This window comes from Massilia sp. IC2-477 (genome assembly GCF_020707265.1).
Lineage (GTDB): Bacteria > Pseudomonadota > Gammaproteobacteria > Burkholderiales > Burkholderiaceae_D > Telluria.
The window spans coordinates 372,081-397,610 of the sequence record NZ_JAJFEQ010000006.1 but is presented as its reverse complement, the minus strand read 5'-3'; the positions used below and the strand labels follow the sequence as shown (position 1 = coordinate 397,610).

Here is a 25,530-nt window from a genome sequence, read left to right as displayed (position 1 = left end):
GTGCTCACTTACTGTTTCGCCGCGCCGGCGCCGATATGGCGGTCGAGGAAGCGCTCGACCCGGCCCCAGAAGTCGAAATTGTTCTTTTCCAGCGACCAGCCGTGGCCCTCCTCCGGATACTCGACCCATTCGACGTTCTTGTTGGTCTTTTGAAGTGCGTCACGGAATGCGGTGCCGTGGTTGACCGGCACGCGCCGGTCGGCGCCGCCGTAGGCCAGCAGCACCGGCTGGGTGATGCGGGCGGCCTGCGCGAGCGGCGAGGTGGCCTTGAACTGGGCGGCGTCCTTGACCGGGTCGCCGATCATCTCGGGCATGCCGTAGGCCTTGTATTCGTCCGAGGTGTCGTTGCTGAAGTTCCAGCCGCCGTTATAAAGCAGGTTGATGTCGGTGACGCCCACCCAGTTGATGCCGCACTTGTAGAGCTCCGGGTCCTTCACCAGTCCCATCAGGGTGGCGTAGCCGCCGTAGCTGGCGCCCGCGATGCACACGCGCGCGCCGTCGGCGATGCCCTTGCCGACCGCCCAGCGCACGCCGTCCGCGAGGTCGTCCTGCATCGCCAAGCCCCACTGCTTGAAGCCGGCCTTGAAGTGTTTGGTGCCGAAACCGGTGCTGCCGCGGAATTCCGGCTCCAGCACGGCGTAGCCACGCGACGCGACGAACTGCGTTTCCCGGTTCCAGCCCCAGGAGCCGCCGCGCACGAAGGGGCCGCCATGGACCAGCACAACCATCGGCAGCTTGGTCTTGGCGCCGCCCGCCGGCAGCGTCAGCAGGGCCGGGATCTCGAGGCCGTCGCGCGCCTTGTAGCGGATGAATTGTTGGCGTCCCATCTGCGCCGGGTTGATGCCGGGCCGCAGGTCGGCGATCTTGCTGATCGCCCCGGTCTGGATGTTGTACAGCGACCAGGTGCCCGGGATGGTGTCCGAGTAGGACCGCACCAGCACTACCGGCGAATCGACCTGCGCCGGCACCGTGATCAGGTTGATGGTGGCCGGCAGCAGTTTGTCGACCGCCGCCTGCACCGTCTTCATGGCCGGGTCGAACCATTCGTTCGACTCGGCGTCGGTGGTGAAGCGGATGCCCAGCACCTTGTCGCGGTTCGTTACCAGGCTGCCGTCAAAGTCGAAGCCGGCGGTGACGACCAGCGGCTGTGGATCGATCCTGCCGCTGGCGACGTCGAACAGATGCAGGGCCGTGGTGTCGCGCCCGCCGCTGCGGGCCAGCACATACAGCTTGCCGTCCGGCGCGAAGCCGAGCGGCTGCAGCGCCCTGCTGCCGTCGCCGTAGGCCGGATAGCTGGTCAGCATGCGCCAGGCGCCGCTGGCCGGGTCGCGGTAGTGCAGGGTGATCGTGTCCTTCTCGAAGCTCGATGCCAGGCGCGGCTCGCCCTGGTGGTCGAGCATCCAGCCCGTCACGTTGCCGGGACGCGGCACCGACTGGGTGAAGCCGGTCAGGGTGTTCAGGCGCAGCAGGTCGACGCTGCGCACCTCGCCGGAGGTGTCGAAGTTGTAGCTCTCGACGTAGATGGTGTCGGAGTTGCGCGGCCCCGGCTGGTCGAGCAGGTAGGTGTGCCAGGGCAGGATCTTGCGTCCCACGCGGGTGCCGGTGCGATGCACCGAGCCGACCCGATCGGCCAGCTCCACGAACTTCTCGCCGTCGCGGTTGACGGCGTACAGGCCCGGCGCATAGCGCCGGTTGCCGACGCCGACGCCTTTTTCGCGGGTGTTGAAGACCAGGCGTTCGTTGCTGATCCAGCGGAATTCGCCGACGTCGGCATCGTCATACGACGCGACCACCTTGACGCTGTTGTCCTGCAGGTTGACGACCGCCAGGAAGTCGCGCTTGCCCGGCGCGCCGGAACGCACGGCCAGGAAGCGGGCGTCCGGCGACAGGCTGGCGCCGCCGAACGGGGAGTTGGCGAAGAAACTGGCGATGGGCGGCCGGGCGCTTGCAGTCGACGCAGGCGCCTGGGCCTGGACAGGGAGACTGCATGCGAGGACGGCGGCAAAGGCAAGGCGGAAGAAAACGGAAGTCATTGGTCTCGGCTCGGGTTGTTCTTGTGGCGCGGGCAGCGCCCGGCGGTCAACAATAACAGGCCTTCCCCGGGACGGACACCCTACGGCCTCGATCTCATGCAGATGGCATGATGCGCGTGGTGCGCCTGCCTCAAGACTCTTCTTCCGGCGCACGGATGTAGTCGGCCATGCCCAGGCTGGCGCGGCTCGGCGGGGCGCTTGCCAGGCTGCCCAGCACGGTGGCCAGCAGTCCCGCCGGGACCCCGAACACGCCGGCGGCAAGCGGCTGGATGCCGAGCCAGGACTGGTCCAGGCTGCCGCCCAGGGTGGGGCTGGCGCGCAGCATGTACCACAGGCAGACCAGGAAGCCGCTGACCATGCCGGCGATCGCCCCGGTATGGTTGGCGCGCTTCCAGAACACGCCCAGCACGAGTACCGGGAACAGCGTGGAGCCGGCAAGCGAGAAGGCCGCGCCCACCAGGGACAGGATGTCGGCCGGCTTCTGCGAGGCGGCGTAGGCCGCGATGAAGGCCACCGCGAGCAGCAGCAGCTTGGAGATCGTCACCCGCTTCTGGGTCGAGGCGCCCGGGTCGACCATCTTGTAATACACGTCGTGCGACAGCGCGTTGGAGATCGCCAGCAGCAGGCCGTCGGCGGTGGACAGCGCCGCCGCCAGGCCGCCGGCCGCCACCAGGCCCGAGATCACGTAGGGCAGGCCGGCGATTTCCGGGGTGGCCAGCACCAGCACGTCGGCGTCGATCGCGATCTCGGCCAGCTGCACCACGCCGTCGCCGTTGATGTCGGCGATGCTGAGCAGGGGATTGACCTTGTCGACGTTGGACCAGTACGAGATCCAGGTCGGCAGCGCGGAAAAATCGCTGCCCACCAGCGCGGTGTAGATGTCGTACTTGGCCAGCACCGCCAGCGCCGGGATGGTCAGGTAGATCAGCAGGATGAAGAACAGGGTCCAGAACACCGACACCCGGGTCTCGTTGACCGAGGGCGTGGTGTAGGCGCGCATCAGGATGTGGGGCAGGGCGGCGGTGCCGAACATCAGGCAGAACACCACGGCCAGGAAGTTGTTGCGGCGCTTGTCCGAATCCGCCTCGGTGGCGCCGGGGAAGGGCACCGTGTGCGGCACCGGCGGGCGGGCGCGCGCCAGGTTGGCGTCGCGCTTTTCCTGCCACAGCGCGCGCGCTTCGTCGGGCGAGCCGGGATAGGTGGCGAGCGCCCGCTCGGCCTGGCGCACCTCGGTCAGCGAGGCGTTGCGGGCGCGCACCGCGGCGAGCTGGCGCTGGGCTTCCAGCTTGCCCGCTTCCCAGGAAGCCGGCAGGGCCGCCAGGCGCACCGCGTATTCGCCGGCACGGCGGCGGAACTCGGCCCGCACCTGTTCTTCGCGCGGGTCGTTCTCGAGCTGTTGCTCGCGCGCGGCCAGCTTGGGCAGGAGCGAGCCATAGGCCACCTGCGGCACCGGGTTGTCGGCATGCTTGGCCGCCAGCCAAATGGTCGGAATCAGAAACGCGACCAGCAGGATGATGTACTGCGCCACCTGGGTCCAGGTGATGCCGCGCATGCCGCCCAGGAAGGAACATACCAGGATCGAGGCCAGGCCGAGGAAGATGCCGACCGAGAAGTCCACCCCCGTAAAGCGCGAGGCGATCAGGCCGACCGCGTAGATCTGTGCTACCACGTAGGTAAAGGAGACCAGGATGGTGGCGGCCACCGCCAGCGCCCGCACCGGTCCGCCGCGCCCGCCCGCGCCGCCGCCGTAGCGCGCAGCCAGGAAGTCGGGGATGGTGTACTGCCCGAACTTGCGCAGGTAGGGCGCGATCAGCAGCGCCACCAGCACGAAGCCGCCGGTCCAGCCCATGATGTAGGCCAGCCCGTCGAAGCCGTAGAGGTACAGGCCGCCCGCCAGGCTGATGAAGCTGGCCGCCGAGATCCAGTCGGCGGCGGTGGCCATGCCGTTGAACAGGGCTGGCACGCGCCGCCCGGCCACGTAGTACTCGGTGACGTTCGAGGTGCGCGCCACCACGCCGATGGTGGCGTACAGCGCGATGGTCGCGAACATGAAGATGTAGCCGATCCACAGGCGCGGCATGCCTTCCTGTTCGAGCAGGGCGAGCGACCCCAGGAACAGGGCGAAGCAGCCGGTGTACCACAGGTAGTAGCGCGACAGCTTGCGAAAGTAAGACCGCTTGGCCGCGCTCATGCGTCCTCCCTGGCGCCGGCCTGGTAGCGGCGGTCGAGGCGGTGCATGCGCCAGGCGTAGATCGCGATGATGGCGAGCGACACCAGCGAGGCGCCCTGGGCTGCCATGTAAAAGGAGAGCGGCCAGCCGAACAGGGAGAAGTGCGACAGCTCGCGCGCGAAGTACACGGTGCCGAAGCCGGTGCACAGCCACAGCACCATCAGCACGGCGGTCAGGCGGCGCGTGGCACGCCAGTGGGCCGCACGGGCGGCCTCGGCGCCGGCCCGGGGAGGCAAGGGTTCATTCGGCATCGTCGGGCTCGCGAAGAGGTGGCGGGAAGGTCAGGCGGAACAGGCTGCCCGGATATTTGTTCGAGTGGCTGCGCGGGTTGTTGAAGATGTCGATCTCGGCGCCGTGCTGCTGCGCGATCTCGCGCACAATCGCCAGCCCCAGGCCACTGCCCTGCACGTTGCTGCCGAGGATGCGGTAGAAGCGCTCGAACACGTGGGCCCGCTCGCTGGGCGCGATGCCGGGGCCGGTGTCCTCGACCTCGAGCAGGGCGTGCTCGCCGTCGCGCCGCACGCGCACCGTCACGCTGCCGCCCTGCGGGGTGTAGCGCAGCGCGTTGTCGATCAGGTTCGACAGCAGTTCGCGCAGCATCAGCGCATTGCCGGCGATGAGCAGCGGCGCGTCCGCAGGTTCGAAGCCGAGGTCGATCCGGTGCGAGAACGAGGCCTGCACCCAGTCCTGCACGGTGGCGCGCGCCAGCTGGGCCAGGTCGAGCTCCTCGAAGGCCAGGCCGGTGTGCGGCTGGTTCTCGGCGCGCGCCAGCGCCAGCAGCTGGTTGACCAGGCGCGTGGCCGACTCCGAGCTCTTGGCCAGCTGTTCCAGCGAGCGGTGGATCTCGTCCGGGTCGACCTGGCGCAGGGCCAGCTCGGACTGCATGCGCATGCCGGCCAGCGGCGTCTTCATCTGGTGCGCGGCGTCGGCGATGAAGCGCTTCTGCATCTCCACGGTCTGGGCCAGGCGCTCGAGCATGTCGTTGAAGGAGCCGACCAGCGGCGAAATCTCTTCCGGCACCTGGCGCGGGTCGATCGGCGACAGGTCGTCCTGGGGGCGGGCGCGGATGCGCTCCTGCAGCTCGGCCAGCGGCGACAGGCCGCGCGACAGGGCGAACCAGACCAGGGCCAGGATCACCGGCAGGATGATGAACTGGGGCAGGATCACGCCCTTGATGATCTCGTTGGCCAGGTGGGCGCGCTTGTCGAGCGTTTCCGCGACCTGGACCAGGGCCAGGCCGGCCGGTAGACCGTTGGCGCGCGCGCCCAGCGGATCGAGGCTGACCCAGGAATAGGCAACCCGCACCGGCGTACCGTGGATGCTGTCGTTACGGAAGGCCACCGACCCATTGCGGGCGCGCTCGTCGGCGTTCATGCCGCTGTTGACAGTGCGTGGCCGCGGCAGGTCGCGGTCGCCGTCGAGGTGGGCGCCGTCCGGGCCGCTGATCTGGAAATAGACGCTGTCGACGTCGTCGGCGCGTAGCACGTCGCGCGCGCTACCGGGCAGCTGCACCGTGGGCCGGCCGGCCACCGTGCGGATCTGCTGCGACAGCACGGTGACGCGGTCTTCCAGCGCGTCGTCGAAGGGCTGGTTGGCGATCGACTTCGCCACCAGGTAGGTAATCGCGATGCTCATCGGCCACAGCAGCAGCAGCGGGGCCAGCATCCAGTCGAGGATCTCGCCGAACAGCGAGTGCCGGATGTTCTCGTCGGGTTCCGGATTGGGCGGTACGTAGGGCGCCGGTTGTAGCGGCTGGAAGGGCGCGGGCGTGTCCTGTCCCGCCCCGGAGGAGGGCGGGTCGGTGAGCCCGGCGTCGCGCTCGTTCACTTGGGTTCTGGAGCCGGCGCGCGCGGGGCGTCGGAGTATTTCTCGAGGCAGTAGCCGAGGCCGCGCACGGTGGCGATGCGCACGCCGCCGACCTCGATCTTCTTGCGCAGCCGGTGCACGTAGACCTCGATGGCGTTGTTCGAGACTTCCTCGCCCCATTCGCACAGGTGGTCGACCAGCTGTTCCTTGGACACCAGGCGCCCGGTGCGCGCCAGCAGCACTTCCAGCAGGCCGAGCTCGCGCGCCGACAGGTCGAGCATCTGGTCGTTGATATAGGCGCTGCGGCCGACCTGGTCGTACACCAGCGGGCCGTGGCGCACCACGGCCGGGCCGCCGCCGGCGCCGCGCCGGGTGAGGGCGCGCACCCGCGCCTCCAGCTCGGACAGGGCAAAGGGCTTGGCCATGTAGTCGTCGGCGCCGAGGTCGAGGCCTTCGACGCGCTGTTCGACCGAATCGGCGGCGGTGAGGATCAGTACCGGTAGCAGCGAAGAGCGGGCGCGCAGGCGGCGCAGCACTTCCAGCCCGGACAGCTTGGGCAGGCCGAGGTCGAGGATCAGGAGGTCGAACTCCTGGGTGGACAGGGCCGTATCGGCATCCTGGCCGTTCTTGACGCAATCGATGGCGTAGCCGGACTGGCGCAGGGAACGTGTTAGCCCGTCGGCAAGTACGCTATCATCTTCGGCGAGCAGAATTCGCATGGGACCACCTTGGTGTTTCGTTAGACCTTAAACAGCCCCTATTGTGTTTGATTTATCGCAACAATGCGAGTCTTGCAGATAACAACACCGCGACTTTTTTCGCTTGCATAAACTACTGGAGTTATATACAGTAGTGTCTTGATTTCGCTGATTAAACCACTGGATTTACATACAGTATTTTTGCAGCGAAGACCTTGATTTGCGCGGTAGCGACCCTACCTTGCCTACTCCACAGCTGAAAGTACACCATGGACGACAAAAAAACCGCAGTAAACGCCGCTGAAAAGGGCAAGGCGCTCGCAGCCGCCCTGGCGCAAATCGAAAAGCAGTTCGGCAAGGGCTCGGTCATGCGCATGGATACCAGCGCACCGGTCGAGGAAGTGCAGACTGTTTCCACCGGCTCGCTGGGCCTGGACATCGCGCTGGGCGTCGGTGGCCTGCCGCGCGGCCGTATCGTCGAGATCTACGGTCCGGAATCGTCGGGTAAAACCACCCTGACGCTGCAGACCATCGCCCAGATGCAGAAGCTGGGCGGCACCTGCGCCTTCATCGACGCCGAGCACGCGCTCGACGTGACCTACGCGCAGAAGCTGGGCATCAACCTGGGCGACTTGCTGATCTCGCAGCCGGACACCGGCGAACAGGCTCTCGAAATCACCGACGCCCTGGTGCGTTCGGGCTCGGTCGACCTGGTGGTCATCGACTCGGTGGCGGCACTGACCCCGCGCGCTGAAATCGAAGGCGACATGGGCGACTCGCTCCCGGGCCTGCAGGCGCGACTGATGTCGCAGGCGCTGCGCAAGCTGACCGGCTCGATCAACCGCACCAATACGCTGGTCATCTTCATCAACCAGATCCGTATGAAGATCGGCGTGATGTTCGGCAGCCCGGAAACCACCACCGGCGGTAACGCGCTGAAGTTCTACGCCTCCGTGCGCATGGACATCCGCCGTACCGGCTCGATCAAGTCGGGCGACGAAGTGATCGGTAACGAAACCAAGGTCAAGGTCGTCAAGAACAAGATCGCGCCGCCGTTCAAGGAAGCCCACTTCGACATCCTGTACGGAGAAGGCACCTCGCGCGAAGGCGAAATCCTGGATCTGGGCGCCGACAACAAGATCGTCGAGAAGTCGGGTTCGTGGTACAGCTATAACGGCGAACGCATCGGCCAGGGCAAGGACAACGCCCGCCTGTTCCTGAAAGAGCGTCCGGCACTGGCACGCGAAATCGAGAACAAGGTCCGTGCCGCCCTGGGCGTGCGCGAACTGCCGCCGGTGCTGGCTGCTGTCGAAGACAGCGGCAAGGCCCTGAAAGCAGTCGGCGAGTAATCGCTGGCCCTTGTAGCACATGCCGGCACCCCAGCTCAGCCTGAAAGGACGCGCGCTTCGATACCTGTCGATGCGCGAACACAGCCGGCTCGAGCTGGGCCGTAAGCTGGCCCGTTATGCCGAGGAGGGCGATGACGTGGAAGCCCTCCTGGATTTCCTCGAGAAGAACAACTGGCTGTCGCAGGAAAGGTTCGCCGAATCCCTGGTCAACAGGAAGGCGGGCCGTTTCGGCAACAGCCGCGTGATGGCCGAGCTGCAAAGCCACGGCCTCAAGGGCGAAGCGTTGGAAGAAATCAGGTCCTCGCTTGCCGACAGCGAAACAGCGCGTGCCAGGGAAGTCTGGCAGCGCAAGTTCGGTACCGTCGCCGTCGATGCGGCCGAGCGTGCCAAGCAGATGCGCTTCCTGCTGCAGCGTGGGTTCTCCCAACGCGCTGCGCGGACCGCGATGCAGGGCGCTCCCGACGACGACGAGCTGTAAGCAGGCGCTGTAGAAGATCCACTGGCGCCTGCTGCCGAGACGAGCCGGCCTGGCCCCAGGCTGCTCCGACGATATGCCAGGCTTGGCCGCAGGCCTGCTGTATCACCCTTCAATTTTCGTGCTCTCTATATAGTAGAGAAGCCTTGCTCCGGCGCCAGCGTGGAGCGTCATCTCCGATATGCCCCGGCATATTCCTCAACGGACGATGGCGCTGCACGCTGGCGCTGTGCGTTTACCGCTGCCTCGTAGGGTGGGCGGCTCCACCGTAAACGCCGAACAGGCACGACGCTCCTGCCGCCCACGCGGTGAACGATGGCGCAAGCTCATCAATTGGTCCGACAGCTACGCCAACATGTCCAACCACATGCAACATTGGCCACTCAACAAGAAATCCGTGGAATGTAGTTTCCAGATGGCAAAAACATCTCTGTTGCAGTGCAACCGACAACGCCCTGTGCTAAACTTTCACGGTTTAAGCAGCGCCGCATGAGCGGTTGTTGTCGTAGAAGCTACGTCAACGTGCATGACGCACACTGGCTGCACCACTAACCGCCGCGCAAGCGGCATTGGTTTTTATGCCCCTGTCTCCTCCCGTATCGCGCTCGCTCCGGCATACGCGCGCCATCACCGTCGAAGCCTATGCGCGCGACGATGGCCTGTGGGATCTGGACGCCAGTATCCGCGACGTCAAAACCCGTGACATTGAGCTCGGCTCGGGCACCCGCCCGGGCGGTATGCCGGTGCACGACCTTAAACTGCGTGTCACCATCGACCGCAATCTGACCATCGTGGACGCCGAAGCCGCGTCCGATGCCGTTCCGTATCCCGGTTTCTGCGAGACGATTGGCCCTGCTTACAAAAAGCTGGTCGGTCTGTCGCTGATGCCCCACTTCCGGCTGCACCTGAAAGATCGCCTCTCGGGCGTGCTCGGCTGCACCCACCTGACCGAATTGGCCCAGGTGCTGCCCACGGCAGCGCTGCAGGCCTACGCCGACGACGTGTTCGACACGCGCGGCGGCGCCGAAGACAACTCGGCCGAACGGCCCTTCGAGCTCGACCGTTGCCATGCGCTGCGCAGCGACGGACCGGCCGTGGCCACCTACTATCCCCGCTGGTCCATCAAAGCCGTGTCGGGTTAGGATTCGATGTTTGTCATTTTTTGTAACTCAACCGTATTTCTAATTCAGTAATAGAAGAAGGGAAGCCAGCATGAAGATCCATGAGTATCAAGGCAAAGAGATCCTCCGAAAGTTCGGAGTGACCGTTCCGCGCGGCATTCCGTGCATGACGGTGGACGAGGCGGTCAAGGCTGCTGAAGAGCTGGGCGGCCCGGTCTGGGTCGTCAAGGCGCAGATCCACGCAGGCGGCCGCGGCAAGGGCGGCGGCGTCAAGGTTGCCAAGTCGCTGGAACAGGTCAAGGAATACGCCGACCAGATCATGGGCATGCAGCTGATCACGCACCAGACCAGCCCGGAAGGCCAGAAAGTCCGCCGCCTGCTGATCGAAGAAGGCGCTGACATCAAGAAGGAACTGTACGTTTCCCTGGTGACCGACCGCGTCACCCAGAAGGTCGTCCTGATGGCCTCGTCGGAAGGCGGCATGGACATCGAAGAAGTCGCGCACAGCAACCCGGAAAAAATCCACAACGTCGTGATCGAACCGTCGATCGGCCTGACCAATGAGCAGGCAGACGACATCGCCCGCAAGATCGGCGTGCCGGAAGCGTCGGTGGTCGACGCCCGCACCAACCTGCAAGGCCTGTACAAAGCCTACTGGGAAACCGATGCCTCGCTGGCCGAAATCAACCCGCTGATCCTGACCGGCTCGGGCAAGGTCATCGCCCTGGACGCCAAGTTCAACTTCGACTCGAACGCCCTGTTCCGTCATCCGGAAATCGTCGCCTACCGCGACCTGGACGAAGAAGATCCGGCTGAAGTCGAAGCATCGAAGTTCGACCTGGCTTACATCTCGCTCGACGGCAACATCGGCTGCCTGGTGAACGGCGCTGGCCTGGCCATGGCGACCATGGACACCATCAAGCTGTTCGGCGGCGAGCCGGCCAACTTCCTCGACGTCGGCGGTGGCGCGACTGCAGAGAAAGTGACCGAAGCATTCAAGATCATGCTGAAGAACCCGGGCCTGAAGGCCATCCTGGTCAACATCTTCGGCGGCATCATGCGCTGCGACGTGATCGCCGAAGGCGTGATCACCGCATCGAAGGCTGTGTCGCTGCAAGTGCCGCTGGTCGTCCGCATGAAGGGCACCAACGAAGACCTGGGCAAGAAGATGCTGGCTGACTCCGGCCTGCCGATCATCTCCGCAGACACCATGGAAGACGCAGCGAAGCAGGTCGTTGCCGCTGCCGCTGGCCAAGCCTAATTCGCGAAGGAATACAAAATGTCGATTCTGATTAACAAAGACACCAAAGTCATCACCCAAGGTATCACCGGCAAGACCGGCCAGTTCCACACCCGCATGTGCCGCGACTACGCGAACGGCCGTGAAGCCTTCGTGGCAGGCGTGAACCCGAAGAAAGCCGGCGAAGACTTCGAAGGCATCCCGATCTACGCAACCGTCAAGGAAGCCGCATCGGAAACCGGCGCAACCGTGTCGGTGATCTACGTCCCGCCGGCAGGCGCTGCCGCCGCGATCTGGGAAGCCGTCGAAGCCGAGCTCGACCTGGCAATCTGCATCACCGAAGGCATCCCTGTCCGTGACATGATGGAAGTCAAGGACCGCATGGCCAAGGCCGGTTCGAAGACCCTGCTGCTGGGCCCGAATTGCCCAGGCCTGATCACCCCGGACGAGATCAAGATCGGCATCATGCCGGGTCACATCCACCGCAAGGGCCGTATCGGCGTCGTGTCGCGTTCGGGCACCCTGACCTATGAAGCAGTCGGCCAGCTGACCGCCCTGGGCCTGGGCCAGTCGTCGGCAGTCGGTATCGGCGGCGACCCGATCAACGGTCTGAAGCACATCGACGTGATGCGCATGTTCAACGACGATCCTGACACCGACGCAGTCATCATGATCGGCGAGATCGGCGGCCCGGACGAGGCGAACGCTGCTCAGTGGATCAAGGACAACATGAAGAAGCCGGTCGTCGGCTTCATCGCTGGCGTCACCGCGCCTCCGGGCAAGCGCATGGGCCACGCCGGCGCGCTGATCTCGGGCGGCGCCGATACCGCGCAAGCCAAGCTGGAAATCATGGAAGCCTGCGGTATCAAGGTCACCAAGAACCCGTCGGAAATGGCTCGCCTGCTGAAAGCGATGCTGTAATTCACGGACTGTAAGGTCGACGAAGACGGGGAGCGCAGGCTCCCCGTTTTTTTTCGCCCGTACCGCCAGGGTTGGCACAGAAGTATTTCTCCAGAACATGCCAAATTGCGTTACGAAAACTGTCCAGCTGACAAAATTTGGCCAGCTTCGATGACAAATTTTGTCACTCATCAAGCGCAAACTTGTGCTGGCACGCTGTTTTGTTAGCTCGGCACTAATAAAATCAGCATTTTTCGGGCTGGCACACCGCTTGCATATAAGAAAGCGTGGCAACAAGCAGTAACCCAACAACCCCTGAATCACCACCCTGGAGAGATAGAAATGAACTTCAAACAAATGCAAACCAAAAAAGCTGAAGGCGGCTTCACCCTGATCGAATTGATGATCGTTGTTGCGATCATCGGTATCCTGGCAGCAGTCGCAATCCCGGCTTACCAGAACTACACCGTGAAGGCCAAGATCGGCGCGGCCCTCGGCTCTGTGGCATCGGTCAAGACTGCTGTCGGCGTCTGCATCCAAGAAAGCGGTGGCTCGGTCGACGCCTGCGATGCTGGCTCGAATGGCATTCCTGCAAAAACCGGCGAAACTAACGGCTTCGCTGCGACCAAAGAAATTTCGGAAGTCGACGTTGTTGACGGCAAAATCACCATGACTCTGGCCGACGGCATCTCGGAAGATGTGAAAGACACCACCATCGAGATGGAGCCAGTCGTCACCGGCGGCACCGTGGCATGGAAAAATACCGCCAGCACCGAGAACGTCACTGCTAAAGAGCTGATCGAAAAGAACAACGCACCGGAATAAGTAGTGCGTAAATAAGAAGAGCTGCCCACGGGCGGCTCTTTTTCATTCCTGTTGTTTCAGGTGGCGATCCAGCCACTTCATCACCGTGTGATGCCACTGCACCGAGTTCGCCGGCTTGAGCACCCAGTGGTTCTCGTCCGGGAATACCAGCAGCTGGCTGTCGATGCCCTTGCGCTGTAGTGCGGTGAAGGTCGACAGGGCCTGCGCCGTCGGAATGCGGAAATCGAGGTCGCCCTGGATCACCAGCATCGGCGTCTTCCACTTGTTCACGTGGTGCACCGGATTGAAACGCTCGTGGTTGTTCGGCACGGCGAAGTAGGCGCCGCCGTTTTCCCAGTCGGTGAACCACTGCTCCTCGGTCGAATAGGCCATGCCGCGCGAGTCGAACACGCCGTCATGGTTCACCAGGCAGCGGAAGCCATCGTTCCAGCTCCCCGCGATCCAGTTCATCATGTAGCCGCCGTAGGACGCGCCCAATGCGCAGCTGCGTTCGCGGTCCAGCCATGGAAACTTCTTCACCGCCGCGTCCAGCCCCTTTTTCAGGTCCTCGAGCGGCTTGCCGCCCCAGTCGCCGCTGATTGAATCGGTGAACTTCTGGCCATATCTCGTCGAACCGTGGAAGTCGATGAACACGGTGGCATAGCCGGCGCCCGCGTACACCTGTGGATTCCAGCGGTAGCTCCAGCCGTTGCCGAAGCTGCCCTGCGGTCCGCCGTGCACCAGGAAGGCGACGGGGTACTTCTTGCCCGGCTCGGCATTCCAGGGCTTCATCACGTGGCCGTAGACGGTATCGCCGTTGGCGCCCTTGAAGCTGAACTGTTCATAGTCGCCCCAGCGCACGTCGGCCAGGCGCTCGGCATTCAGCTTGGTGAGCTGCGCAGACTGGCCGCCCAGCTTCATTGCGTACAGCTGCGCGCCCGATGCCAGGTTGGCCTGGGTATAGGCGACGGTATCACCGCGCACGTCGAAGGCGCCGATTGCGCCCTTGTCGGTCAGCGCGGTGACTTTCCCATTGACGGCGTCGATCGAGAACAGGCGATGCTGGCCCACGTCCTCGGCATCGACGATCAGGGCCTTGCCGTCGGCGCGCCATTGCAGGCTGCCTGGCGAGCGGTCCCAGTCGGCGGCCAGCTTGCGCTTCTGGCCAGTGGCAATGTCTAGCAGCATGATCTGGTAACGGTCCGCTTCGAAGCCCGGACGCGCCATCGCCAGGTAGGCGAGGGTACGGCCGTCCGGCGAATACACGCCCTTGGTGTCCCAGGCCGGATTCTCAAGCGTCAGGTTGCGCGGAGCACCGCCCGCGGCCGGCACGGTGTACAGGTCGAAGTTGGTCGACCAGGCTTCGGTCTTGCCGGCGATGCGGGCCGCGAACACGATGCTCTTGCCGTCCGGGCTGAAGCGGAATTCCTCGCGGTCGCCGAAAGGCTTCGAGGGCACGTCGCCGTCCAGCGTGCCCGACAGGCTAACCGGTTGTCCGCTGACTTTGCCGGCGGCGTCGAGCGGGGCCGAGAACAGCACGTTGTTGCGGCCGTCGTTCCAGGTATCCCAGTGGCGCACGAACAGGCGGTCGTACAGCTTGCCCGTCGCCTTGTCCTTTTCCTTTGCCTCGGCCCGCTGCCTGGTGCAGGCAAGGTCGGCGCAGTCGCGGAACACCGACAGGCTCATCGCCACGCGGTCACCCAGCGGCGACACGCGGAAACTCTCGACATCGAGCGGCAGGTCGGTGACTTTCACGGGCTCGCCCGGCTTGCCACCGCCAAGGGGCAGGCGCCATACCTGGGACGAGCCGGAGCGGGTCGACAGGAAGTACACGGCGTCGCCGGATGCCGACCATTCCGGTTCGGTGCTGCTCGACGCATGTTCGGTCAGGCGCTGCGGCGCCGGTTTGCCGGCGCGCAGGTCGACCATCCATAGCTCGGTGTGGCCGCGATTCTTGCTCATGTCCGTGCTGCGCACGGTGTACACCACGCGGCTGGCGTCGGGCGACACGGCCGGGCTGCCCACCCGCTCCATGTTGACCAAGTCTTCCACGGTAAAGCCGCGCGGCGCGGCCATGGCGCTGGTGGCGGCGAGGGTAGCCGCCGCTACCGGTAACAGGCGGACCAGACTCGGCAAACGAAAATTCATGCTCATCCTTGTTCTCAATCACGGTGCGCGGCAGGGCGCCGCGCATGCAGGCCAGCAATTTACCACGTGCTCAACAGGGAGGCGGGACGTCGTCGACAGGGAAAGGCCTGGCGTTACTGCGCTGGAGGTGCTGCAATGCGTATGTTCAGTAATGCGCGCAGGGCTTGACGAAAGCCGCAGTCTTCCTCTGCCCGGCCGGGAGTGGATCGAACCCCAGGCTGTCGAGGAAGGCTTCGCCTTCAGCCTCGAGGGCACGGGCGTCGTAGCCGGGGACGTGCCGGACCGAATAGGCGATGTCGACCGCGGCTTGCGCGTCCTGCGGGTGGGTGCAAAAACGTCCGACGACGTGCAGGACGAGGAAGGGATGCTCGCCCCGATTGTTTGCACCGTAGTCATTCACTGACATGCGGTAGCGTACGCATGTCGACTGGCCGGGGTCGGGCAGGAAGCTGGAAGAGACAGGCTTGAAGCGACCGTCGGAACCCCATTCGTCCTTTCCGCGCACAAAAGCAAGCAAGCCGTCCTTGCCGGGAAGCGGCAGTGTGCAATTCGCCAGGAGCGCTTGGGTATAGAAGGAGACCTGGTGCGGATCGGTCTTCTTCGTATAGTCGATGGCCGAATCATCGAATTTTTCGGTCCAGTCCTGGCCTGGAGGCGGAAGCAGGGAAAATCCGAAGGTGCTGTGGACGCGAAGCGTTTCGCGCGGAGCAAACTGCGGCTTCTGGGCCAATGTTGCCCCTGCCGCGAGTACGAGCGAAGCGAGCAGCGTCATCCGGGCGATCATCATGTCCTCACGCTTGGGTTGTCAGGACAGATTGTACAGACACGGTCGCGTTGCCGACCGCGCTGCCGCAAGGGCAGGTGACTAGACGATCTTGAGCCGATCGGCCAGCAGCGCCTCGTAGGTCATGTTCTGCAGCAGCGTGTAGTGCACGGGATCCAGGTCAACGAACTGGACCCCGTAGCTATACACGTCCGGCTTGTCGGGCGCCGGACGCGCGACTGTCATGTTGCGGATGGCGGCTACGGTTTCAACCGGCCTTTCCTCGTTCGTCGGCGGTATCACGAGCGTGAACGCCAGTTTGACGCTGTCGCTGTCGCCCGGCAGCGGATAGCCGGATTCGATCCGCGCCCCGGTCACCGAGACGTTGGTCAGTGTGCAGGCCACTGGCGCGGCGCCGCTGCCTTCCCGCGTCGCGTGCGCCGCAATCTCGGCCTTGACCCGCATCGCCCCACGCAGGCTGGTGCCCTGGATCGCGGTCGGGAACGACAGGTGCACATAGTTCAGCGGCCGCGCGAACACGCGCTCGACCGAACACGCGAACGAGCACACATTCACCCCCGAGAACACCCGGATCGTCAGCGGCTCGCCTTCCGTCATCGCGATCGGTGCGCCATTCTCGGTCGGGATCTTGATGATCAGGTACTCGTCCTTGACGTAGCCGATCAGGGTCGAGAAGTACTGGACGGGTTTCAGGTGACGATGGGTCATCACCTGCAGGCGAACGCCGACCTGCAGGTTCATGGTCTCGAACTCGAATTCCTGGGGCTTGAGTTCGCGGGCGGGATCAGTGGTCATGTGATGTGGTGCCGGGCCTGGCGCGCTGTCGACGACATGGGAGGCGGCATCATATCAGCTTACGACCTGCTCGGCTTCTCCACATTAATCGCGTGAATATTAGGGCGATTTCATTTGCTGCGGCAAGTTGAGATGCTGCTTCCGCCGCATACCCTACAACATGTTATTCCTTGGAGGGAGATTGCATAAAGAATATTGAACACGTATATTCTCAAGTTCTTAAAGAGGTTGAGTCATGACGTATAAAGTCAATATCGAGGATATTCAACAAGCCCTGGTTGAGCTTGGGGGGGAGGCGCGTGCGAAACATATACAAGACTACGTCTTATCAAAGCACTGCGCTAACCAAATCCCACCAAACTACGAGCACGATAAGTCGTTCCGCCAGACAATTCAACGAAAAATTGAGGATTATTGTCCTCAAGCGAAAGGATTTGACGAAAGGAAGAAGGAAGGAAAGTTCGTGCGCATCGGTCATGGGATGTACCGCCTTGCATTAAGCTATAGCGGAAAGGAATTTCCAACGACTGAAGAGCTGGGAGCCGGTCATGAGTTTGTCGAAGGCGCAACTAAAACAATCAAGGTGAACTACTACGAAAGAAGCCCAGTAGCGCGTGCCGCATGCATTTCACACTATGGAGCGAAGTGTGTAATCTGTAATTTTAATTTTGAGGAAGTGTACGGAGAATTAGGTAAATCATTCATTCACGTGCATCACGTGATTCCTCTATCGGAAGTAAAGGCAAGCTACGTAGTCGATCCTATCAACGACCTTCGGCCAGTTTGCGCAAATTGCCACGCGATTATTCATCGAACCACGCCTGCCCTAGACATCGCAGCCGTAAAAAACGCAATCACACGTAAAAACTGATCTAGCCTGTATCATCAAGCTAGATCTCTGCCTTCCAGTCCCCGCTTTTGCCCCCGTGCTTCTCCAGCACCCGTACATTGGTCATCACCATCCCGCGATCGACCGCCTTGCACATGTCATAGATCGTCAGCAGGCCGACCTGCACCGAAGTAAGCGCTTCCATCTCCACCCCGGTCTTGCCGATGGTCTCGACCTGGGCCCGGCAATGCACGCTGCTGGCCTTCTCATCCACCTCGAAATCCACCGCCACACGCGTGATCGGCAGCGGGTGGCACAGCGGCACCAGGTCGCTGGTGCGCTTCGACGCCATGATGGCTGCAATCCGGGCAATCCCGATCACGTCCCCCTTTTTCGCCGTGCCCGACTGGATCAGCGCCAGCGTTTCCGGCTTCATGCGAATGGTGCCGGCCGCGACGGCGATGCGGTGGGTGTCCTGCTTGGCGCCGACGTCGACCATGTGGGCCTGGCCGGTGGCGTCGAAGTGGGTCAGCTGGTCTGCGGTCGGGATAGGAGTGCTCATTGCAAGGTCAACAAGGTTGGGGAACAAAGTGTTTCGCTGTGCAGCAACGCGGCTGCGGATAGGGTTATCATAGCATTGTGAAACATGCTCACCGCCCAGCACCGGCGCGCCGCTGGCGCCCTGCGTTGACCGCCATTGCCCTGTGCACGGCGGCCGCTTTCGCCATTGCCGCTCCCGCCGATCCATTCCAGAAGCCCGTCTCGCAAAAGGTCGACAGCACGCGCCTGCCGACCCTCGGCGACACGGCGCGCCAGGACCTGTCGCCCGTCGTCGAGCGCAAGCTCGGCGAAGAGATCATGCGCGACGTCCGGCGCGATCCGGCCTACCTCGACGACGAGCCGATCCTCGAGTACCTGAACAACCTCGGCAACGCCCTGGTGACTTCGGTGCCCGGCCTGCGCGGCGAGACCAATGCCGACTTCACCTTCTTTGCGATGCGCGACGTGAACCTGAACGCGTTCGCGCTGCCGGGCGGCTTCATCGCGGCGCACACGGGCCTGATCGTGGCGGCGCAGAACGAATCCGAACTGGCCGGCGTGATGGCGCACGAGATCGGCCACGTGTCGCAGCGCCACATCGCCCGCGCGATCGGGCAGCAGAAGCAGGACGTGCTGCTGCCGCTGGCGGCGATGATCCTGGCGGCGCTCGCGTCCAAGGCGAGCTCGGACGCCGCGATGGGCGTGCTGATGGGAGGCCAGGGCCTGGCCGCGCAGCGCCAGCTCGATTTCAGCCGCGACGCCGAGCGCGAGGCCGACCGCGTCGGTTTCCAGATCATGGCCGCCGGCGGGTATGACGTGACCGGCATGGCCGGCTTCTTCAAGCGCCTGCAGAGCGCGAGCAAGCTGTCCGGCGAGATCCCGGCCCAGCTGGCGCACCTGAGCAGCCACCCGCTGACGGCCGAGCGCCTGGTCGACATGCAGGCGCGCATCCGCGAGATCCCGAAGAAGGCGCGTATCGATCCTCTCGACTTCCAGCTGGTGCGCGCCCGCGCCCGCGTGCTGCAGGACGAGAGCGTCAATGGCCGGCGCGAGACGAAGAACCTGCTGGAGACCCAGCTGAAGGAACCGCACCGCCAGCTGCAGGCGGCTGCCCAGTACGGCCTGGCCGTGCTGGCGTTGCGCCAGGGGCAGCTGACCGAGGCGCAGGCCTGGCTCGACAAGGCGCGCGCGACCGTGAAACCGAAGGAAGGCGTGCTGTCGGCGGAGTCGCGTGCCGGCGACGGCGCGACGATGTTCGCCGGCCTGGCGCTGGAGATCAAGCTGGCCCCCGGCCAGCCAGCGGCGGTCGCGCAAGAGGCGGTGCAGGAAGCGGATGCGGCGCGCCAGCGCTATCCGCTGTCGCGTGCGATCGCGCACCAGTATGGCGAGGCGCTGATCGGCGCCGCCAGGTATGACGAGGCGACGCGCTACCTGCGCGACCAGGCGCAGCTCTACCGCGAGGATGGGAAGCTGCACGACATGCTGGCGCGGGCCTATTCGAAGCAGGGCAAGATCGCGCTGCAGCACATGGCGCTGGCCGAATCCTACGTGGTGGCGGGTGCGCTGCCGGCCGCGGTGGCCCAGCTGGACCTGGCGCGCAAGGCGGGCGATGTGTCCTTCTACGACCAGGCCGTCATCGATGCGCGCGAACGCGAGCTGAGGGCGCGTCAGAAGGCGGAAAGGGAAGAGCGCGGCGAGAAGGGCGACGACAAGGACAAGGACAGGGACCGGTAGGGTGTTCGGCTATGCCGAACGCGCGTTCAACTGTCGTATGTAGACCTGCTACGGCGGCTCTCGCTAGATCTGAACGCGCGGTCGGCGAAGCCGACCACCCTACGTTCCCGGAGACTGCACGTAACCGAAGCGGCGCGTCAGCGCCTCCGCCGACAGGCGTTCCACCTTCACGCGGCTGTCGCCATTTACCAGCATCAGCTCCTCGGTATCGTCTTCCAGCCATGCCATGATGGCCTCGACCGAGGCCGGCCTTCCGGCGAGCTCCATGCGCGCCAGCACCTGCGCCACGTCGCGGTCGTCGAGCTGGGCCACGACGTCGCCCGCCTGCAGGATCACTGCACCCGCGTCCGTCATGAACACCGCCTCCGGCGCGCCCAGCGCCTGCCCGGTCTGCAGCACGAAGCCCTGGCTTGGGTCGGTGCGTGCGATATAGGGCGTCGCTTCCAGGTTCACGTACACGCGCTGCGGTCCGTTCTGGAAGAACCAGCGGCCCTTGTCGTCGTGGGCGTAATTGCGGTTGATGAAACCGACCAGCGCCGCATTGGTCAGCTTGTCGCCCGGCGCATTGGCGCGCTGGGCGGCCTCGTCGCGCATGCGCCAGTTGCCGCGCGCGTCCAGGGCCAGCCAGCCGTAGCAGTGCGGTACGTTCGGCCACTTGGCCATTGCCTGTTTTACGATGTCGTCCATAGTCTCAAGCTTCGCATGGTTGGTGCGCCTCGGGCGCGCGGCTCGCTCCCAGGGTGCTGTCGAAGAAGTGCAGGATGCGGCGCGGCAGCCAGTCGATCCGCCCGGGGAAAGGCCCCACGGCGAAGCCGACGTGCCCACCTTCGTCAGGATACTCCAGCGTCACTGCCTGCGATGCGGACGCGGGCAAATGGCGGCCCGGCAGGAAGGGATCGTTGCGGGCGTTGAGCACCAGCGTCGGCACGGTGATCTCGTGCAGCACGTGGCGGGCGCTGGCGCGGTGCCAGTAGTCGTCGGTGTCCTTGTAGCCGTGCAGCGGCGCCGTCACCACGTTATCGAACGCGTACAGGTCACGCGCCCTGGCCAGGGCGGCGCGGTCGAACAGGCCGGGATAGCGCTCCAGCTTGGCGAGCGCCTTGGGCTTCAGGGTCTGCAGGAACATGCGGGTGTAGAGCAGGTTGAGGCCGGACGACAGGGCTTCGCCGCCGCGCGCCAGGTCGAGCGGAGCGGAAATCGCGCAGGCCGCTTGCACGATCTCCGCGCCATGACCGGATTCGCCCAGCCAGCGCAGCAGCGCATTCCCGCCCAGCGAGACGCCTGCCGCCAGCAGCGGACCGGGCGCGCGGGCGTGCAGCTTGCGCACGATCCAGTCGACTTCCCCGGCGTCGCCCGAGTGGTAGAAGCGCGGCATCAGGTTGGCTTCGCCCGAGCAGCCGCGGAAATGCGGCACCGCGCCCGACCAGCCGCGCTCGCGCAGGGCCGCCATCAGCGAGCGTGCGTAATGACTGTTGGAAGAGCCTTCCAGGCCGTGGAACAGCACGACCAGCGGCTTGCCCGGCTGGCCGTCGACGAAATCGACATCGATGAAATCGCCGTCGGGACTTGGCCAGCGTTCGCGCCGGAAGGCGACAGGCGGTTTGGCGATGCAGATCGCCGGGTAGATGGTCTGGAGGTGGCCGCCAGGCAGCCACGCGGGCGCACGGTAGTGCATGCTTGTGCAGGTGCGGCAGGGCGCCGCACCCTGGGACGATCAGTGGTGCTTGAACTCGACGCCCGGAGCCAGGCGGTACTGAGTGCCGCAGTAGGGGCACTTGGCATCGCCGTGGTGATCGAAATCGAGGAAGACGCGCGGGTGCGAGGACCACAGCGGCATTGCCGGATTCGGGCAGTGTGCCGGCAGGTCTTTGGCCTCGAGTTCCACCACGGGCATCGTGTTTTGAGTCATCTGGTTTTCTCCGTCAAGGACAAGTTGGGCAAAAACACGATTCTACCGGATTCACCCGGCATACCGAAATGATCGGTAGAATGCATGCTGAGTAATAAATTGACCATAATCGAGCCCGGGACGCCGCAGAGCAGATGCGCCGCCAGCCCGGCGCCGCACCTTTAGATGCCGCATTGTAGATGCATTTGATGCCCGACCGTTTCAAGCCCGCCGCCGCACTCGCCCAGCATGGCCGTTGCAGGATAACCACATGAACCCGGCAGCGCCGCCGGGCCAGGAATACGCTACTGCAATGGAACCCGTCGAAGCCCACGACCCTGCTGCCTGGCGCGAAGGCTTCAAGACTGGCCTGCCGACCCTGTTCGGCATCGGCGCCTGGGGTCTGGTGGTTGGCATCGCGATGGTCAAGACCGGCTTGACCGTCTGGCAGGCAACCGGCATGACCCTACTGGTCTTCGCCGGATCCGCCCAACTCGCTTCCTTGCCCCTGATCGCGGCCGCGGCGCCGGTCTGGGTCATCTTCGCCACCGCCCTGGTCGTCAACCTGCGCTTCGTGATCTTCTCCGCGCTGCTGGGGCCGCACTTCGCCCACCTGCCGTGGAAACAGCGTTTCCTGCTCGGCTATATTTCTGGCGACCTGACGGTGGCCATGTTCCTGCAGCGTTACCCGAGCGCCGAGTGGGTCGCCGGCAAACTGTCCTATTTGAAGGGCCTGATGTACCCGAACTGGTTCGCCTGGCAGATTGGCTCGCTCATCGGCATCTTCCTCGGCAGCGCCATTCCGACCGAATGGGGACTGGGCTTTGCCGGCACCCTGGCGATCCTGTGCATCACGGTCCCCCTGATCATCAACAATGCCGCCCTGTGCGGGGTGGTGGTCGCGGGCGTGATTTCGGTGCTGGCCTACGGCTTGCCGTACAAGCTCGGCCTGCTGCTGGCCGTCGTCGTTGGCATGGTGACTTCCATGTTTGTCGAAGAGTCCCTGGCCAAGCGAAAGGCGAGCAATGTCTGACTGGGAAATCTGGCTCACCATCGGCGTGCTCTGCATCGCCACTGCCGCCACCCGCAGCTCCTTCTGGCTGATCGGCCACCGCGTCAGCATCCCGCCGCGGGTGCAGGAGATGCTGCGCTATGCGCCGGCCTGCGCGCTGGCAGCCATCATCGGACCGGACCTGTTGATCGATCCGCAGGGGCAGGTGCAGCTGACGCTGGCCAATCCCAAGCTGCTGGCCGGCCTCGCTGCACTGGCCTTTTACCTGTGGCGTCGCAGCATGCTGATGACCATCATTTTTGGCATGCTGGTCTTCACACTGTTGCGTGTGTTACACGTTTTTCCATAAGCGCTCTAATGTACAATGACGTTTTTTCACTATTTCATTGTTGACTAGCCAATGGACGACGTTCTCAGTTTCACCCGCCTGCAAGACCTGATCGATCGTTCGCTGCTTGCGAACAAGCGCGTGTTCATCCGCGCCGACCTGAACGTACCGCAGGATGACGCTGGCAATATCACCGAAGACACCCGTATCCGCGCCTCCGTGCCGGCGATCCAGGCAGCCCTGAAGGCAGGCGCCGCCGTGATGGTCACCTCGCACCTGGGCCGTCCGACCGAAGGCGAATTCAAGCCGGAAGACAGCCTGGCGCCGGTCGCCAAGCGCCTGTCCGAGCTGCTCGGCCAAGCGGTCGAACTGAAGCAGGATTGGGTTGGCGGCGTCGATGTCGCACCGGGCCAGGTCGTGCTGCTGGAAAACTGCCGCGTCAACAAGGGTGAAAAGAAGAATGCCGACGAGCTGGCCCAGAAGATGGCCAAGCTGTGCGATGTCTACGTCAACGACGCCTTCGGCACCGCGCACCGCGCCGAAGCCACCACCCACGGCATCGCGAAATTCGCGCCGGTCGCCGTGGCCGGTCCGCTGCTGGCAGCCGAACTCGACGCCCTGGGCAAGGCCCTGGGCCAGCCGACCCGTCCGCTGCTGGCCATCGTGGCCGGCTCGAAGGTCTCGAGCAAGCTGACCATCCTGCAGAGCCTGGCGGGCAAGGTCGATAACCTGATCGTTGGTGGCGGCATCGCCAATACCTTCATGAAGGCCGTCGGCCTGAACATCGGCAAGTCGCTGGTCGAGAACGACCTGGTCGGCGAAGCGAAACAGATCATCGACATGATGGCAGCACGCGGCGCCCAGGTGCCGATTCCGGTGGACGTGGTGTGCGCCAAGGAATTCAGCCCGACGGCAAGCGCCACGGTAAAAGATGTGAAGGACGTGGCGGACGACGACATGATCCTCGACATCGGCCCGAAGACCGCCGCCATGCTGGCCGAGCAGGTGGCCAAGGCCGGCACCATCGTCTGGAATGGCCCGGTCGGCGTGTTCGAGTTCGACCAGTTCGCCGAAGGCACCAAGACCCTCGCCATGGCCATCGCCAGGTCGCAGGGCTTCTCGATCGCCGGCGGCGGCGACACCCTGGCCGCGATCGCCAAGTACGACATCGGCGAGCAGATCGGCTATATCTCGACCGGCGGCGGCGCCTTCCTCGAGTTCCTCGAAGGCAAAACCCTGCCGGCAGTCGAGATCCTGCTCCAGCGTAAAGATCAATAAGTACCAGCGCAGCCTCGAGGCTGCGCTTCTCTTTTCAGAACCAAGGAAAGCCATCACATGCAAGCTGCGCGCCCCCTGTACAACGCCACCAAGATCGTTGCCACCATCGGCCCCGCGTCGACTGATTTCGACATCCTCGTCAAAATGATCAAGGCCGGCGTCGACGTCGTGCGCCTGAATTTCTCGCACGGTAAGGCACAGGACCACATCGACCGCGCCGCCTTGGTGCGCCGCGCCGCCGCCGAATGCGGCGTCGAAGTGGCGATCATGGCCGACATGCAGGGCCCGAAGATCCGCGTCGGCAAGTTTGAAGAAGGCAAGATCTTCCTGAACAATGGCGACAAGTTCATCCTGGACGCGCGCTGGGGCGAGAACGGCGAGCTGGGCAACCAGGAACGCGTCGGCCTCGACTACAAGGCGCTACCGCGCGACGTCAAGCCGGGCGACAGGCTGCTGCTGAATGACGGCCTGATTGTGCTGATCGTCGACCGCGTCTTCGGCCACGAGATCTTCACCACCGTGAAGGTCGGCGGCGAACTGTCGAACAACAAGGGCATCAACCGCCAGGGCGGCGGCCTGACCGCGCCGGCCCTGACCTCGAAGGACATGGAAGACATCAAGACCGCGATGAGCTTCCAGGCCGACTACCTGGCGATTTCCTTCCCGAAGAACGCCACCGACATGGAAATGGCGCGCCAGCTGGCCAATATCGCCGGCGAGCCCTATGGCCACAAGCCGATGATGATCGCCAAGATCGAACGCGCCGAAGCGATCCCGGTGCTGCAGGAAATCCTCGATGCGTCGGATGGCATCATGGTCGCCCGCGGCGACCTGGCGGTGGAAGTGGGCAACGCGGCCGTGCCGGCGCTGCAGAAGCGCATGATCAAGATGGCGCGCGCCTCCAACAAGCTGGCGATTACCGCGACCCAGATGATGGAGTCGATGATCGTCAACGCCGTACCGACCCGCGCCGAAGTGTCGGACGTGGCGAACGCCGTGCTGGACGGCACCGACGCCGTGATGACCTCGGCCGAAACCGCATCGGGCAAGTACCCGGTCGAAACCGTCGAGATGATGGCCGCCATCTGCCTCGAGGCAGAGCAATCCGAATACAACAAGCAGGACGCAGATTTCCTGAATGTCCAGTTCACCCGCATCGACCAGTCGATCGCCTACGGCACCCTGTTCACAGCGCACCACCTGAAGGTGAAGGCGATCGTGGCGCTGACCGAATCGGGCTCGACCGCGCTGTGGATGAGCCGCCACTCGATCGACACCCCAATCTTCGCCCTGACCCCGCTGCAGACGACGCAGCGCAAGGCGTCGCTGTACCGGAACGTGCGAGCATTCCATCTTCTGCAGGAAGGTGGCAGCCACGCGGTGCTGCGCAAGGCCGAAGAAGTCCTGATCAACGAAGGCATGGTGCGCAAGGGCGACCTGATCGTCGTGACCTGGGGCTCGCCGATGGGCCAGGCCGGCGGCACCAATGCGCTCAAGATCGTGCGCGTGGGCGAGCTGGACGAAATAGTTTCTTAATT

24 protein-coding genes are annotated in these 25,530 nt (G+C 64.2%); 12 read left to right on the top strand and 12 right to left on the bottom strand.

Annotated elements, in window-relative coordinates:
- Nucleotides 1–8 precede the first annotated feature (8 nt).
- The 5 genes from LK542_RS15075 to LK542_RS15055 form a co-directional block, all read right to left on the bottom strand.
- Nucleotides 9–2,033, bottom strand: a complete 2,025-nt coding sequence (locus LK542_RS15075) for a S9 family peptidase (protein ID WP_227812515.1) — start codon at nt 2,031–2,033, stop codon at nt 9–11.
- Nucleotides 2,034–2,163: 130 nt separating this feature from the next.
- A complete protein-coding gene (locus LK542_RS15070; protein ID WP_227812514.1) occupies nt 2,164–4,224 on the bottom strand; it encodes a sodium:solute symporter family protein in 2,061 nt (686 codons plus the stop codon).
- The gene (locus LK542_RS15065) at nt 4,221–4,514 is read right to left on the bottom strand and encodes a DUF4212 domain-containing protein (RefSeq protein ID WP_227812513.1); all 294 of its coding nucleotides are present in this window, start codon (nt 4,512–4,514) and stop codon (nt 4,221–4,223) included. Before LK542_RS15065 ends, LK542_RS15070 begins: the two co-directional genes overlap by 4 nt.
- Nucleotides 4,504–6,090, bottom strand: coding sequence for a sensor histidine kinase N-terminal domain-containing protein (locus LK542_RS15060; RefSeq protein WP_227812512.1), 1,587 nt, complete (start codon nt 6,088–6,090; stop codon nt 4,504–4,506). The genes LK542_RS15065 and LK542_RS15060 overlap by 11 nt, the downstream gene beginning before the upstream one ends.
- Complete coding sequence (locus tag LK542_RS15055; protein ID WP_227812511.1) at nt 6,087–6,788, bottom strand: response regulator transcription factor; 702 nt, start codon at nt 6,786–6,788, stop codon at nt 6,087–6,089. The genes LK542_RS15060 and LK542_RS15055 overlap by 4 nt, the downstream gene beginning before the upstream one ends.
- 248 nt (nt 6,789–7,036) lie before the next feature.
- Here LK542_RS15055 and recA point away from each other — a divergent pair, with 248 nt between their 5' ends.
- From recA to LK542_RS15020, 6 genes are all read left to right on the top strand, one after another.
- The gene (gene recA / locus LK542_RS15050; RefSeq protein WP_227801958.1) at nt 7,037–8,116 is read left to right on the top strand and encodes a recombinase RecA; all 1,080 of its coding nucleotides are present in this window, start codon (nt 7,037–7,039) and stop codon (nt 8,114–8,116) included.
- Nucleotides 8,117–8,135: 19 nt separating this feature from the next.
- Nucleotides 8,136–8,594, top strand: coding sequence for a recombination regulator RecX (recX, locus tag LK542_RS15045; RefSeq protein ID WP_227801956.1), 459 nt, complete (start codon nt 8,136–8,138; stop codon nt 8,592–8,594).
- A 575-nt stretch (nt 8,595–9,169) separates the two neighbouring features.
- Entirely contained in the window at nt 9,170–9,733 is a 564-nt protein-coding gene (locus tag LK542_RS15040) for a DUF2889 domain-containing protein (RefSeq protein WP_227812510.1), read from the top strand.
- Between the two features lie 70 nt (nt 9,734–9,803).
- Entirely contained in the window at nt 9,804–10,973 is a 1,170-nt protein-coding gene (gene sucC / locus LK542_RS15035; RefSeq protein ID WP_227801953.1) for an ADP-forming succinate--CoA ligase subunit beta, read from the top strand.
- A gap of 18 nt (nt 10,974–10,991) precedes the next feature.
- Nucleotides 10,992–11,873, top strand: coding sequence for a succinate--CoA ligase subunit alpha (sucD, locus tag LK542_RS15030; protein ID WP_227801952.1), 882 nt, complete (start codon nt 10,992–10,994; stop codon nt 11,871–11,873).
- Between the two features lie 321 nt (nt 11,874–12,194).
- Entirely contained in the window at nt 12,195–12,677 is a 483-nt protein-coding gene (locus tag LK542_RS15020) for a prepilin-type N-terminal cleavage/methylation domain-containing protein (RefSeq protein WP_307728972.1), read from the top strand.
- 42 nt (nt 12,678–12,719) lie between these two features.
- Here LK542_RS15020 and LK542_RS15015 read toward each other — a convergent pair whose 3' ends face one another.
- From LK542_RS15015 to LK542_RS15005, 3 genes are all read right to left on the bottom strand, one after another.
- Complete coding sequence (locus LK542_RS15015) at nt 12,720–14,804, bottom strand: S9 family peptidase (RefSeq protein WP_227812509.1); 2,085 nt, start codon at nt 14,802–14,804, stop codon at nt 12,720–12,722.
- Between the two features lie 145 nt (nt 14,805–14,949).
- Nucleotides 14,950–15,591 carry a hypothetical protein gene (locus LK542_RS15010; RefSeq protein ID WP_227812508.1) on the bottom strand — a complete coding sequence of 214 codons (642 nt, stop codon included), beginning with the start codon at nt 15,589–15,591 and terminating at the stop codon, nt 14,950–14,952.
- A 78-nt stretch (nt 15,592–15,669) separates the two neighbouring features.
- Nucleotides 15,670–16,383 carry a flagellar brake protein gene (locus LK542_RS15005; RefSeq protein WP_227812507.1) on the bottom strand — a complete coding sequence of 238 codons (714 nt, stop codon included), beginning with the start codon at nt 16,381–16,383 and terminating at the stop codon, nt 15,670–15,672.
- Between the two features lie 235 nt (nt 16,384–16,618).
- Between LK542_RS15005 and LK542_RS15000 the strand changes: the two genes are divergently transcribed.
- Nucleotides 16,619–17,254 carry an HNH endonuclease gene (locus LK542_RS15000; RefSeq protein WP_227812506.1) on the top strand — a complete coding sequence of 212 codons (636 nt, stop codon included), beginning with the start codon at nt 16,619–16,621 and terminating at the stop codon, nt 17,252–17,254.
- A 19-nt stretch (nt 17,255–17,273) separates the two neighbouring features.
- Here LK542_RS15000 and moaC read toward each other — a convergent pair whose 3' ends face one another.
- Nucleotides 17,274–17,774: a cyclic pyranopterin monophosphate synthase MoaC gene (gene moaC, locus LK542_RS14995; protein WP_227812505.1), complete on the bottom strand. Its 501-nt coding sequence runs from the start codon at nt 17,772–17,774 to the stop codon at nt 17,274–17,276.
- A gap of 125 nt (nt 17,775–17,899) precedes the next feature.
- Here moaC and LK542_RS14990 point away from each other — a divergent pair, with 125 nt between their 5' ends.
- Entirely contained in the window at nt 17,900–19,486 is a 1,587-nt protein-coding gene (locus LK542_RS14990) for a M48 family metalloprotease (RefSeq protein ID WP_227812504.1), read from the top strand.
- Between the two features lie 99 nt (nt 19,487–19,585).
- Here the strand turns inward: LK542_RS14990 and LK542_RS14985 are convergent, their stop codons facing one another.
- From LK542_RS14985 to LK542_RS14975, 3 genes are read right to left on the bottom strand one after another with little or no spacing between them, the layout of a single operon-like run.
- Nucleotides 19,586–20,173, bottom strand: a complete 588-nt coding sequence (locus LK542_RS14985) for a DUF2946 family protein (RefSeq protein ID WP_227812503.1) — start codon at nt 20,171–20,173, stop codon at nt 19,586–19,588.
- Nucleotides 20,174–20,177: 4 nt separating this feature from the next.
- Entirely contained in the window at nt 20,178–21,161 is a 984-nt protein-coding gene (locus tag LK542_RS14980; protein ID WP_227801941.1) for a YheT family hydrolase, read from the bottom strand.
- 39 nt (nt 21,162–21,200) lie between these two features.
- Nucleotides 21,201–21,395, bottom strand: a complete 195-nt coding sequence (locus LK542_RS14975) for a zinc-finger domain-containing protein (protein WP_227801940.1) — start codon at nt 21,393–21,395, stop codon at nt 21,201–21,203.
- Nucleotides 21,396–21,645: 250 nt separating this feature from the next.
- Here LK542_RS14975 and LK542_RS14970 point away from each other — a divergent pair, with 250 nt between their 5' ends.
- The 4 genes from LK542_RS14970 (at nt 21,646) to pyk (ending at nt 25,528) form a co-directional block, all read left to right on the top strand.
- Entirely contained in the window at nt 21,646–22,407 is a 762-nt protein-coding gene (locus LK542_RS14970) for an AzlC family ABC transporter permease (RefSeq protein WP_227812502.1), read from the top strand.
- Nucleotides 22,400–22,735 carry an AzlD domain-containing protein gene (locus tag LK542_RS14965; protein ID WP_227801937.1) on the top strand — a complete coding sequence of 112 codons (336 nt, stop codon included), beginning with the start codon at nt 22,400–22,402 and terminating at the stop codon, nt 22,733–22,735. Before LK542_RS14970 ends, LK542_RS14965 begins: the two co-directional genes overlap by 8 nt.
- Nucleotides 22,736–22,786: 51 nt before the next feature.
- Entirely contained in the window at nt 22,787–23,992 is a 1,206-nt protein-coding gene (locus tag LK542_RS14960) for a phosphoglycerate kinase (protein ID WP_227812501.1), read from the top strand.
- A 75-nt stretch (nt 23,993–24,067) separates the two neighbouring features.
- Nucleotides 24,068–25,528: a pyruvate kinase gene (gene pyk, locus LK542_RS14955; protein WP_227802096.1), complete on the top strand. Its 1,461-nt coding sequence runs from the start codon at nt 24,068–24,070 to the stop codon at nt 25,526–25,528.
- Nucleotides 25,529–25,530 lie beyond the last annotated feature (2 nt).